At 72.0% G+C, this 12782-nt stretch carries 6 protein-coding genes; 5 read left to right on the forward strand and 1 reads right to left on the reverse strand.

Annotation, left to right across the window (positions count from 1 at the left end; translation table 11 throughout):
• Together ACW69E_RS07730 and ACW69E_RS07735 are read left to right on the forward strand one after the other, a co-directional pair.
• Positions 1 to 1918, forward strand: a 1918-nt coding sequence (locus tag ACW69E_RS07730; protein WP_457497439.1) for an ABC transporter ATP-binding protein, incomplete at its 5' end; no start/stop codon positions are given.
• Positions 1919 to 2203: 285 nt separating this feature from the next.
• Positions 2204 to 4216, forward strand: a complete 2013-nt coding sequence (locus ACW69E_RS07735; RefSeq protein WP_457497440.1) for a M4 family metallopeptidase — start codon at positions 2204 to 2206, stop codon at positions 4214 to 4216.
• 138 nt (positions 4217 to 4354) lie between these two features.
• Here ACW69E_RS07735 and glgP read toward each other — a convergent pair whose 3' ends face one another.
• Positions 4355 to 6937 carry an alpha-glucan family phosphorylase gene (gene glgP / locus ACW69E_RS07740; RefSeq protein ID WP_457497441.1) on the reverse strand — a complete coding sequence of 861 codons (2583 nt, stop codon included), beginning with the start codon at positions 6935 to 6937 and terminating at the stop codon, positions 4355 to 4357.
• A 426-nt stretch (positions 6938 to 7363) separates the two neighbouring features.
• On the opposite strand from glgP, the gene ACW69E_RS07745 reads away from it, so the two are divergent.
• The 3 genes from ACW69E_RS07745 to ACW69E_RS07755 all read left to right on the forward strand — a co-directional run bounded on the left by ACW69E_RS07745 (position 7364) and on the right by ACW69E_RS07755 (position 12764).
• On the forward strand, positions 7364 to 9391 hold the full coding sequence (locus tag ACW69E_RS07745) for an alpha-1,4-glucan--maltose-1-phosphate maltosyltransferase (protein ID WP_457497442.1): 2028 nt from the start codon (positions 7364 to 7366) through the stop codon (positions 9389 to 9391).
• Positions 9378 to 11075: a maltose alpha-D-glucosyltransferase gene (treS, locus tag ACW69E_RS07750; protein WP_457497443.1), complete on the forward strand. Its 1698-nt coding sequence runs from the start codon at positions 9378 to 9380 to the stop codon at positions 11073 to 11075. Before ACW69E_RS07745 ends, treS begins: the two co-directional genes overlap by 14 nt.
• Positions 11076 to 11303: 228 nt before the next feature.
• A complete protein-coding gene (locus tag ACW69E_RS07755) occupies positions 11304 to 12764 on the forward strand; it encodes a maltokinase N-terminal cap-like domain-containing protein (protein WP_457497444.1) in 1461 nt (486 codons plus the stop codon).
• The last annotated feature ends 18 nt before the right edge of the window (positions 12765 to 12782 follow it).

The following is a 12782-nucleotide window of genomic DNA, read 5'->3' on the forward strand; positions in this document are numbered from 1 at the left end:
CACCGAACCGTCCTCCGGAGACGGGGACGCACGGGACTCACCGGACGCGAAGGCCGCACCGGGCACGGGACCGGCCGCACCGCCCGGCCCGCCCGGACCGGCGGAGGAGTCCGGGCGCCCCGGGGCGCCCGACGCCTTCGACCGCGATGTGCTGCCCGCGCCGAAGGGCGCCTCGCTCCGGCTGCTCGGCTCGCTGCTGCGCCCGCTGCGGCCGCGGGTGGCGGTGGCCGCCCTCCTGCTGCTGCTCCAGCAGGCCGCCGTACAGGCCGGTCCGCTGCTGGTCGCGTACGCCATCGACCGGGCGGTGCCCGCCCTGCGCGGCGGTGACGGCGGCCCACTGGCCGCCGTCGCGGCGGGGTACGCGGTGTGCGCGCTGTCCTCGGGCGGCCTGCAGTACGCCTTCGTCCGCGCCGCCGCCCGGGTCAACCAGAGCGTGCTGCTGGAGCTGCGCGGCCGGATCTACCGGCACGCCCAGGTGCTCAGCGTGGACTTCCACGACCGCTACACCTCCGGACGGCTGATCTCCCGCGCCACCACCGACGTCGAGGCGCTGCGCGAGCTGCTCGACGAGGGGCTGCAGGAACTGCTGGGCGTGATCCTGTCGGTGGTCTACATCTGCTCGGTGCTGCTCTGGCTCGACCTGGGCCTGGGCGGCGCGGCACTGCTCTCCTTCGTTCCGCTCCTGCTGATCGTGCGGAACTTCCGGCGCCGCTCGCTGCGGGTCTACCGCAGGAAGTCCACGGCCACCGCGGCGATGATCGTGAAGTTCGTGGAGACGGTGAATGGCATCCGCCCGGTACAGGCGTTCCGCCGCGAGCGGGCGGGTGAGGCGGAGTTCGGCCGGCTCAACGACCGCCACCTGCGGTACAACGGGGACGCCATCCTGGAGATGGCCCGCTATGTGGTCTCCTCCCGGCTGGTGGCCAACACCGCGCTGGCCGCCATCGTGCTGTGGGGCGCCTACCGGGTGGCGTCCGGCTCGCTGGAGCTGGGCGTGCTGGCGGCGGCGGCGATGTACCTGCGGCGGCTGTACGACCCGATCGACCGGCTGGGGATGTTCCTCAACTCCTACCAGGGCGCGGCGGCCTCACTGGAGAAGATCGCCGGGCTGCTCGCCCAGGCGCCGGGGGTCCCCGAGCCGGAGCACCCCCGGCGGCTGCCGCCGCCGGCCGGCGGGCGGCCGGGCCGCACGGTGGTCTTCGAGGGGGTGCGCTTCGCGTACCGCACGGGCGGCGAGGTGCTGCCCCACTTCGATCTGGAGATCCCGGCCGGGCAGACGGTCGCGGTGGTCGGCTCCACCGGCGCGGGCAAGTCCACGCTCGCCAAGCTGCTGGCGCGCTTCTACGACCCCACGGCGGGCCGGGTGCTGCTGGACGGCGCCGATCTGCGGGAGCTGGCCACCTCCGAGCTGCGGCGCGAGGTGATCATGGTGACCCAGGAGGCGTTCCTGTTCTCCGGGACGGTCGCCGACAACATCGCGATCGGCCGCCCGGAGGCGAGCCGGGAGGAGATCGAACGGGCGGCGCGGGCGATCGGCGCCCACGACTTCATCGCCGCCCTCCCCGAGGGGTACGACACCGACGTGCGCAAGCGCGGCGGCCGGATCTCCGCCGGGCAGCGCCAGTTGGTCGCCTTCGCCCGGGCGCTGCTGGCCGATCCGGCCGTGCTCATCCTGGACGAGGCGACCTCCTCCCTGGACATCCCCGGTGAGCGCGCGGTCCAGCGGGCCATGGACACGATGCTGCGCGGGCGCACCGCCGTGGTGATCGCCCACCGGCTGTCGACGGTGGAGATCGCCGACCGGGTGCTGGTCATGGAGGCGGGGCGCATCGTCGAGGACGGCTCGCCGGCCGATCTCGTCGCGGGGGACGGCCGCTTCGCCGGACTCCACCGCGCCTGGCGCGACAGCCTGGCCTGACCGGGCGCAGAGCCCAACGCACAAGCCCGGCGCACCGCCCGGCGGGGCCGCACCCGCCGGGCGGGACTCCCGCACCCGGATCCCCCGAGCCTGGCGGACGCCCGTGACGGCCCGGTTTCTCCGCCGTTTCCATCGCGTTCGGTCAGCGGACAGCGATTTTCCGACAGCGGACAGGTTCCGGCCATTTTCTTGACCTGACCCTGTCATCATCACCGTTTCGGTGCCACTCTCTCCACGCTGTGCACAGCCGCTCCCCCCACGGGTCCCCACACCCTCAGGCGCACCATGTCCGTCTCCACACCGCTCTCCAGCGAGGAGTTCAGCGTGACAGGCAGATCCACCCCCCGCAGACGTGCCACCGCCACCGGCGCCCTCGTCGCCGCGTCGGCGCTGCTGGCCGTCGGCCTCCAGTCGCAGGTCTCCACCGCCGCCCCCCAGGCCAAGCCCGACCCCGGCGCCCTCTCCGTCGAGCTCTCCCCCTCACAGCGGGCCGAACTGCTCCGCGACGCGGAGGCCGGCAGCTCCGCCACCGCCAGGGCCCTCGGCCTCGGCGCCAAGGAAAGACTCGTCGTCCGCGACGTGATCAAGAACGCCGACGGCACCGTCCACACCCGCTACGAGCGCACCTACGACGGGCTGCCCGTACTCGGCGGCGATCTGGTCGTCGAGCAGTCGCCCGGCGGTGCGGTGGCCGAGGTCGCCAAGGCCACCGCGGCGAAGATAGCCGTCCCCTCCACCGCCGCCCCGGCCTCGAAGAAGCCCTCCGAGGCCGCGGCCGAGGGCAGCACCGCGCCCCGCAAGGTGGTCTGGGCCGCGGACGGGAAGCCCGTGCTCGCCTGGGAGCGCGTGGTCGGCGGCACCCAGGAGGACGGCACCCCCAGCGAGCTGCACATCGTCACCGACGCGGCCACCGGCGAGAAGCTGGCCGAGTGGGAGGGCGTGCACACCGGCACCGGCGAGAGCATGTACAGCGGCCGGGTCTCCCTGGGCACCAGCGGGTCCAGCGGTTCCTACACGATGACCGACGTGAACCGCGGCAACCACCGGACCTACGACCTGAACGGCGGCTCCTCCGGCACCGGCACCCTGTTCTCCGACGCCGACGACCTCTGGGGCAACGGCTCGCCGTCCAACCGCCAGACAGCCGGTGTGGACGCCCACTACGGAGCGGCCCTGACCTGGGACTACTACAAGAACGTCCACGGCCGCAACGGCGTCCGGGGCGACGGGAAGGCCCCGTACAGCCGGGTGCACTACGGCAACGCCTACGTCAACGCCTTCTGGTCCGACTCCTGCTTCTGCATGACCTACGGCGACGGCGCGAACAACTCCAAGCCGCTCACCTCCATCGACGTCGCCGCCCACGAGATGACCCACGGTCTGACCTCCAACACCGCGGGGCTGCGCTACAGCGGCGAGTCCGGCGGCCTGAACGAGGCGACCTCCGACATCCTCGCCGCCGCCGTGGAGTTCAGGGCGAACAACAGCTCGGACGTCGGCGACTACCTCATCGGCGAGAAGATCGACATCCGCGGCAACGGCACCCCGCTGCGCTACATGGACAAGCCCAGCCGGGACGGCAGCTCCAAGGACTACTGGTACTCCGGCATCGGCGGCATCGACGTCCACTACTCCTCGGGCCCGGCCAACCACTTCTTCTACCTGCTCAGCGAGGGCAGCGGCGCCAAGACCATCAACGGCGTCTCCTACGACTCGCCGACCTCCGACGGCAAGCCGGTGACCGGTGTCGGGATCGCGGCCGCCGAGAAGATCTGGTTCAAGGCGCTCACCGAGAAGATGACGTCGACGACCACCTACGCGGGCGCCCGCACCGCCACCCTCTCCGCCGCGGCCGACCTGTTCGGCGCCGACAGCGTCCAGCACAAGGCGGTGGCCCACGCCTGGGCCGCGGTCAACGTCGGCTCCCGGCCCGATGACGGCGGCGGCCAGGAGCCCGGCGACAACGTCTTCGAGAACACCGACGACTACGCCATCCCGGACCCGGGCACCGTGGAGTCGCCGATCACGGTGAACAGGTCCGGCAACGCGCCCAGCACACTGAAGGTGGACGTGGACATCGTCCACACCTACCGCGGTGACCTCGTCATCGACCTGGTGGCGCCGGACGGGAGCACCTACCGCCTCAAGAACAGCTCCTGGGACTCGGGCGACGACGTCCGGGCGTCCTACACGGTCAACGCCTCCTCCGAGGCTGCCTCCGGCACCTGGAAGCTGCGCGTCCAGGACGTCTACCGCTCCGACTCCGGCTACGTCAACAGCTGGAAGCTGACGTTCTGATCCGCCTCCCGGCCCGCGCTCCGGGCCGGTGAGAGCGGAACGACGGGAACGGAGACAAGGGAACGGAAACACGGGAGGGGAGCCGCGCCGGAGGCGCGGCTCCCCTCCCCTCGTCTCCCGGCTCCGCCCGCCTGTCCCTCAGCGCAGCAGCACCCCGGCGGCCTCCCGGGCGCCGAGGTCGTCCGGCGGCAGGGTCACCAACCCCATCTCGGCCGGGCCGGCCAGCAGCGGATGGGAGGGCAGGACGCGGACGGTGTAGCCGAACGGCCCGGTGCGGTCCAGCGCCAGCGGCCCCTCGTACAGCCGGCTCCCGTCCTCCTCCGGCCCGCCGGAGGGCTTGAGCGGTACGCGCACCGCCTCGTCGCCCGCGATCGAGTCCGACTCGTCCACCCGCCCGGCGACCGCCTGCACCTCCACATCGTCCGGGTCCAGGCCCCCCAGGGCCACCCGCACCCGCAGCGACAGCGAACCGCCCAGCTCCACGGACTCGCAGACCGACTCCACATGGTCGATCGCCACCCGCGGCCAGCCCGCGCGCACCCGCGCCTTCCAGGCCGCCAGCCGCCCGGCGGCGCCGGCGTCCAGGGCCCGGTGGGCACGGGCGGCGGGGGCGTACAGCCGCTCGGTGTACTCGCGCACCATCCGGTCGGCGAGCACCTTCGGCCCGAGCCTCTGCCTGGTCTGGCGGACCATCTCGATCCACCGCCCGGGCAGCCCGTCGCCGGCCGGTCCGCGGTCGTAGAAGCACGGCGCCACATGCTCGCGGAGCAGTTCGTAGAGCGCCGCGGCCTCTATGTCGTCGCGCCGCTGGCGGTCCTGCGCGCTCTCGTGCGCCGCGCCGGGCCCGCCGCCGTCGGCGGTCGGGATGGCCCAGCCGAAGTCCGGCTCGTACCACTCCTCCCACCAGCCGTCCCGTACCGAGAGGTTGAGGCAGCCGTTGAGCGCCGCCTTCATCCCGGAGGTCCCGCACGCCTCCAGCGGGCGCAGCGGGTTGTTCAGCCAGACGTCGCAGCCGGTGTAGAGGCTCTGCGCCATGGCCATGCCGTAGTCGGGCAGGAAGACGATCCGGTGGCGAACCCGCGGGTCGTCGGCGAACCGCACCAGCTCCTGGATGAGCCGCTTGCCGCCGTCGTCGGCCGGGTGCGCCTTGCCCGCGACCACGAGCTGGACGGGGCGGGTGGGGTGCAGCAGCAGCTCGGTGAGCCGCTCGCGGTCGCGCAGCATCAGCGTCAGCCGCTTGTAGGACGGGACGCGGCGGGCGAAGCCGATGGTGAGCACGTCCGGGTCCAGGACTCCGTCGATCCAGCCGAGTTCGGCGTCCGAGGCGCCGCGCTGCCGCCAGGAGGCGCGCAGTCGCCGGCGCACCTCGTGCACGAGGTGCTCGCGCAGGGTGCGGCGGGCCTCCCACAGCCCGGCGCCGCCGGTGTCGGCGGGAAGCGCCCGCATCTCGTCGGCGGTCCAGGTGGGGGCGTGGACGCCGTTGGTGATGGAGGTGATGGGCACCTCGGCGGCGTCGAAGCCCGGCCACAGCCCGGCGAACATCTCCCGGCTGACCGCACCGTGCAGTGTGGAGACGCCGTTGGCGAGCCGGGCGAGCCGAAGGCCCATCACGGCCATGTTGAACAGTCCCGGGTCACCGCCGGGGTAGGTCTCGGTGCCCAGCCGCAGCATCTGCTCCACGTCCACGCCGGGCAGCTCGCCGTCGTCGCCGAGGTGGCGGGCGACCAGCTCGCGGTCGAAGCGGTCGATGCCGGCGGGGACGGGGGTGTGGGTGGTGAACACCGTCCCGGCGCGCACGGCCTCCAGCGCGGTGTCGAAGGGCACGCCCTCCCCGCTCATCTCCCGGATGCGCTCCAGTCCGAGGAAGCCGGCGTGCCCCTCGTTGGTGTGGAACACCTCGGGTTCCGGGTGACCGGTGACACGGCAGTACGCGCGCACCGCCCGCACTCCGCCGATGCCCAGCAGCATCTCCTGGAGCAGCCGGTGCTCGCTGCCGCCTCCGTAGAGCCGGTCGGTGACGTCGCGTTCGCGCGGGGCGTTGTCCTCCACGTCGGAGTCGAGCAGCAGCAGGGGGACGCGGCCGACGCGGGCCTGCCAGACCTGGGCGCGCAGGGTGCGTGCGCCGGGCAGCCGCAGGTCCACGCGGACCGGGGCGCCGCCCGGCTCCCGCAGCACCTCCAGCGGCAGCTCGTTGGGGTCCAGGACGGGGTAGTGCTCCTGCTGCCAGCCGTCGCGCGACAGGCTCTGGCGGAAGTAGCCGTGGCGGTACAGCAGGCCCACCCCGATCAGCGGGACGCCGAGGTCGCTGGCGGCCTTGAGGTGGTCCCCGGCGAGGATGCCGAGCCCGCCGGAGTACTGGGGCAGAGCGGCGGTGATGCCGAACTCGGGGGAGAAGTAAGCGATGGCGGCGGGCAGTTCACCCTCCGCGTGCTGGTACCAGCGCGGCTCGGTCAGGTACTCGCGCAGATCCGCCGCGGCGGCGGACAGCCGCTCCAGGAAGTCGCGGTCGTGGGCCAGCTCCTCCAGCCTCCGGGCGGGGACGGTGCCCAGTGTCCGCACCGGGTCGCCGCCGGATGCCCGCCAGCCGTCGGGGTCGGCGCGGCGGAAGAGCTCTCTGGTCTCGGGGTGCCAGGACCAGCGCAGGTTGTGCGCCAGGTCGCTGAGCGGTCGTAGGGGCTCCGGAAGGACGGGACGTACAGAGAATCGACGAATGGCCTTCACACCTCGACGGTAGCCGGATTCGCTCCCCATTTCGCCCGGTAACCCGTCATCACATCACCAACGGACCCATAGGCGCATATGCGAGCACTCGTCGTGCGCCCGCGCACGGCGCCCCGGTCCGCCTTCCGCCGGCCCTCCGCCTGGCACCCGGTGCCGCCACCGGCGCGAAGAGAGAAGGAGTTTCCCGGCTCGTGGCGGGAACGGTCAGGTTGGGCACTTTTGCTTACCAGTAGTTCACATTGAGGCGGATGCCCGTCCCGTCCGGGCGGGCAGTCTCTCCTCCTACCGCCCTTCCCGGGTTCTCCCGGGACAACCGTCACGCCAGCCGAGTGAAAGCGGACAGGAGCGGCCATGCCCCCGGCCCGTCAACGGTCTGTGGAACAGATAGAAAGAACAAAACCATCCGTAACGCCACCAGGTGATCCAATGATCGGTCGCATTCCCGTACTGGACGTCCATCCGCTCGTCGACTGCGGGCGCCGCCCGGCGAAGGCCGTGGCCGGCGAGACCTTCCGGGTCTCGGCCACGGTCTTCCGCGAAGGCCATGACGCGGTCGGCGCCAACGTCGTCCTGCGGGACCCGAGCGGAAGTCCGGGTCCGTGGACGCCGATGCGGGAGCTGGCGCCGGGCACCGACCGCTGGGGCGCCGACGTCACCCCCGGCTCGGAGGGGCGCTGGTCCTACACCGTCGAGGCGTGGGGCGATCCGGTCGGCACCTGGCGGCACAACGCGAGGATCAAGGTCCCGGCGGGGATCGACGCCGAGCTGACCCTCGCCGAGGGCGCGCTGCTGCACGAGCGGGCCGCCGCGGGGGTGCCCGAGGACGGCGGCCGCGCGGCCGTGCTGGAGGCGGTTGAGGCCCTGCGCGACGCCTCCCGCCCGGTCGCCGCGCGGCTGGCCGCCGCGCTGGCGCCCGAGGTGGTCTCCGCGCTGGACCGCCACCCGCTGCGCGAAGCGGTCACCGCCACCCGCCCCCTGCCGCTGCTGGTGGAGCGCAGGAGGGCGCTGTTCGGCTCCTGGTACGAGTTCTTCCCCCGCTCCGAGGGCGCGGTGGTGAAGGAGGGCGAGCCGCCCGTCCCCGGCACCCTGCGCACGGCCGCCGAGCGGCTGCCCGCGATCGCGGACATGGGCTTCGACGTGGTCTACCTGCCGCCGGTCCACCCCATCGGCGAATCGTTCCGCAAGGGGCCCAACAACTCCCTGACCGCCGGTCCCCACGACGTCGGCAGTCCCTGGGCCATCGGCTCGGCCGCCGGCGGGCACGACGCGATCCACCCGGACCTGGGCACCTTCGAGGACTTCGACCGCTTCGTGGCGCGCGCCCGCGAACTGCGCATGGAGGTGGCCCTGGACTTCGCCCTGCAGTGCTCCCCGGACCACCCCTGGGTCAAGGAGCACCCGGAGTGGTTCCACCATCGCCCCGACGGGACGATCGCCTACGCCGAGAACCCGCCGAAGAAGTACCAGGACATCTACCCCATCGCGTTCGACGCGGACATGGACGGGCTGGTCGCCGAGACCGTGCGGATCCTGCGGATGTGGATGTCCCACGGGGTGCGGATCTTCCGCGTGGACAACCCGCACACCAAGCCGGTCGTCTTCTGGGAGAAGGTGATCGGCGAGATCAACGGGACCGACCCCGACGTCCTCTTCCTGGCCGAGGCGTTCACCCGCCCGGCGATGATGCACACCCTCGCCAAGATCGGCTTCCAGCAGTCCTACACCTACTTCACCTGGCGCAACGGGAAGGACGAGCTGACCGAGTACCTCACCGAACTCTCCGGGGACGCCGCCTCGTACATGAGGCCCAACTTCTTCGTCAACACTCCCGACATCCTCCACGCCTACCTGCAGAACGGCGGGCGCCACGCCTTCGAGGTCCGCGCGGTGCTCGCCGCGACCCTCTCTCCCTCCTGGGGGGTCTACTCGGGCTACGAGCTGTGCGAGTCGACACCGGTCAGGCCGGGCAGCGAGGAGTACCTTGACTCGGAGAAGTACCAGCTCCGCCCGCGCGACTGGGCGGCCGCGGAGCGTGCGGGCACCACCATCGCCCCGCTCCTCACCGAACTGAACCGGCTGCGCCGCCGCCATCCGGCACTGCAGGAGCTGCGCAACCTGCGCTTCCACCACAGCGACAACCCGTCGATCATCGTCTACTCGAAGCACTGCGCACACCCGTACGCCGACACGGTTCTCACGGTGGTCAACCTCGACCCCCACCACACCCACGAGGCCACGGTCTCGTTGGACCTGGCGGAACTCGGCCTCACCCCCGCCCAGGCGGATGGCGCCGAACCTTTTCCGGTGCGCGACGAGCTCACCGGCGAGACCTATCACTGGGGCAGGGACAACTATGTGCGCCTGGAGCCGGGCCGCGGCGCGGCGCCCGCGCACATCCTCTCCCTGCGACCGTCCCCACAGACCGGAGGGTCACCCAACCATGACCGTCAATGAACCCGTCATCGACACGTTCGAGGACACGCCCGCCAAGGACCGCGATCCCGATTGGTTCAAAAGGGCCGTCTTCTATGAGGTGCTGGTCCGCTCCTTCCAGGACAGCAACGGCGACGGCATCGGCGATCTGAAGGGCCTCACCGCCCGGCTCGACTACCTGCAGTGGCTGGGCGTGGACTGCCTCTGGCTGCCCCCGTTCTTCAAGTCCCCGCTGCGGGACGGCGGCTACGACGTCGCCGACTACACCTCCGTCCTCCCCGAGTTCGGCGACCTCGCCGACTTCGTGGAGTTCGTGGACGCCGCACACCAGCGCGGCATGCGGATCATCATCGACATGGTCATGAACCACACCAGCGACCAGCACCCGTGGTTCCAGGAGTCCCGGCGCGATCCCGACGGCCCCTACGGCGACTACTACGTGTGGGCCGACGACGACAAGCAGTACCCGGACGCCCGCATCATCTTCGTCGACACCGAGGCGTCCAACTGGACGTTCGACCCGGTGCGCAAGCAGTACTACTGGCACCGCTTCTTCTCCCACCAGCCGGATCTCAACTACGAGAACCCGCAGGTCCAGGAGGAGATGATCTCGGCGCTGAAGTTCTGGCTGGACCTGGGCATCGACGGGTTCCGGCTGGACGCGGTCCCCTACCTGTACGCGCAGGAGGGCACCAACTGCGAGAACCTCCCCCAGACCCACGAGTTCCTCAAGAAGGTCCGCGCCGAGATCGACGCCCACTACCCCGACACCGTGCTGCTGGCCGAGGCCAACCAGTGGCCGGAGGACGTCGTCGACTACTTCGGCGACTACTCCAGGGGCGGCGACGAGTGCCACATGGCGTTCCACTTCCCCGTCATGCCGCGCATCTTCATGGCGGTGCGGCGCGAGTCGCGCTACCCGGTCTCCGAGGTCCTGGCCAAGACCCCGGCCATCCCCTCGGGCTGCCAGTGGGGCATCTTCCTGCGCAACCACGACGAGCTGACCCTGGAGATGGTCACCGACGAGGAGCGCGACTACATGTACGCGGAGTACGCCAAGGATCCGCGGATGCGCGCCAACATCGGCATCCGGCGGCGGCTGGCCCCGCTGCTGGACAACGACCGCAACCAGATCGAGCTGTTCACCGCCCTGCTGCTGTCCCTGCCGGGCTCGCCGATCCTGTACTACGGCGACGAGATCGGCATGGGCGACAACATCTGGCTGGGCGACCGGGACGCGGTGCGCACCCCGATGCAGTGGACGCCCGACCGCAACGCGGGCTTCTCCTCCTGCGATCCGGGCCGGCTGTTCCTGCCCACGATCATGGACCCGGTCCACGGCTACCAGGTCACCAACGTCGAGGCCGCCATGAGCAGCCCCTCCTCGCTGCTGCACTGGACCCGCCGGATGATCGAGATCCGCAAGCAGAACCCGGCCTTCGGGCTGGGCACGTACACCGAACTGCCCTCGTCCAACCCGGCGGTGCTCGCCTTCCTGCGCGAGTACGGCGACGACCTGGTGCTGTGCGTGAACAACTTCTCGCGGTTCCCGCAGCCCACCGAGCTGGATCTGAACGCCTTCGGCGGACGCCACCCGGTGGAACTCATCGGCGGGGTGCGGTTCCCTCCCATCGGGGAGCTGCCGTACCTGCTGACGCTGGCCGGACACGGCTTCTACTGGTTCCGGCTGCGCGAGCAGGCGTGAGGCGGGGGTAGGGCAGGCATGGACGGCGGCGGCCCGGGAACGAGTCCGGACACGGATTGGGCCCGGGCCGCCGCGGGCAGTATTCCTCCCACCACCGATCGCACCGCTCGAAGCAGTTCGCTAGCCCGCTTGGTGGGTACTCCCCGACACGTCCCGCACCGCCGGACAGCCACAGCCGCAATCCGGGACACTCTGCCGTACCTTTCGTGTGCCCGGGGAAAGGACGCCATGTCGGACAGCTCCTCGCCGCGCGCCGCCGTCGTCGCCACGCGCGAGCCGGAGGGCGCGGCGCTGCTGCGTTCGCTCACGCCACTGCTCACCGAATGGCTTCCGCGGCAACGCTGGTTCGCCGGCAAGGGGCGGCCCGTCAGCGGATTCGCCCTCGTCGCCGCCACCGAGCTGCTGCCGTGCACCAGCGGCGCCGCGCCGGGTCTGCTGCACCTGCTGGTGCGGGCCCGCCAGCCCGGCGGGCCGGAGCAGACCCATCCGGTTCCCGCCGACTGCTACCAGTTGCTGCTGGGCGTGCGCGACGCCCTGCCGCCGCCGCTGGCCGGGTCCCTGATCGGGCACCCCGCCGACGGGCCGCTGGCCGGCCGCACGGTGTACGAGGCCCTGCACGATCCGCGGCTGGCCGCCGTACTGCTGGAGCGGCTGCGCTCCCCCGGGCGGCTCGGCCCGCTGCTCTTCCAGCGGGAGCGCGGCACCACGATCCCGCAGGGACTGCCGCCCAGGCCGCTGAGCGTGGAGCAGTCGAACTCCTCGGTGGTCTACGGCGACAGCCACATCCTCAAGCTGTTCCGCCGTGTCAGCCCCGGAGTCAACCCCGATCTGGAGCTGCCGCTGGCCCTGGCGCGGGCCGGGTCGGACCGGGTGCCCGCGCCGGCCGCCTGGTTCGAGGCGCGCCCGGGCGAACGCCCCGGCGAGGGCGGCGAGGCGGGCGAGCCGATGACGCTGGGCGTGCTCCAGCCCTTCCTGCCCGGCACCAGCGACGGGTGGCAGCTCGCGCTGGGTTCGCTGGCCTCGCACGGCGACTTCTCCGGCTCCGCGCGTTCGCTGGGCCGGGCGATCGCCGAGGTGCACACCACGCTGGCGCAGGCCCTGCCGGTGACGGCGCTGGGCCGCCGCCAGCTGGAGTTCATCGCCTCCGGCATGAACGAGCGGCTGGAGGCCGCGGCCGCCGCCGTACCCGCCCTGCGCCCCTACCGGGGGAAGCTGCACACCGTCTTCGACGCCGTCGCCGGGCTCGGCCGCGGCGGGCGGTCCTGGTCCGCCCAGCGCATCCACGGCGACCTCCATCTGGGCCAGGCGCTGTGCGCGGGGGACGACGGCCGCTGGTCGGTCATCGACTTCGAGGGCGAGCCCGCCCGTCCCATCGCCGAACGCCGCCGCCCCCAGCCGGTGGTGCGGGACATCGCGGGGATACTGCGCTCCTTCGACTACGCGGCGTGCCAGCACGCCCGGTCCTCCCCCGGCGAGGCCGGGTGGGCCCGCGAGTGGTCCCAGAAGAATCGTGACGCCTACTGCTCCGGCTACGCCGACGCCTCCGGCTCCGACCCGCGCGACGAGGACGTCCTGCTGCGCGCGTACGAGACGGACAAGGCCGTCTACGAAGTGCTCTACGAGGCCAGGCACCGCCCCGCCTGGCTCGCCATCCCGATGTCCGCCGTCCAGCGGCTCGCGGACACCTGAACGATTCCGTGCACAGGA

This window comes from Streptomyces sp. SS8 (assembly GCF_054072955.1).

Bases quoted from the DNA above. Each gene is read 5' to 3' on its own strand.
- ACW69E_RS07735 (WP_457497440.1), top strand. From the start codon at position 2,204: ATGTCCGTCTCCACACCGCTCTCCAGCGAGGAGTTCAGCGTGACAGGC.
- ACW69E_RS07745 (WP_457497442.1), top strand. From the start codon at position 7,364: ATGATCGGTCGCATTCCCGTACTGGACGTCCATCCGCTCGTCGACTGC.
- treS (WP_457497443.1), top strand. From the start codon at position 9,378: ATGACCGTCAATGAACCCGTCATCGACACGTTCGAGGACACGCCCGCC.
- ACW69E_RS07755 (WP_457497444.1), top strand. From the start codon at position 11,304: ATGTCGGACAGCTCCTCGCCGCGCGCCGCCGTCGTCGCCACGCGCGAG.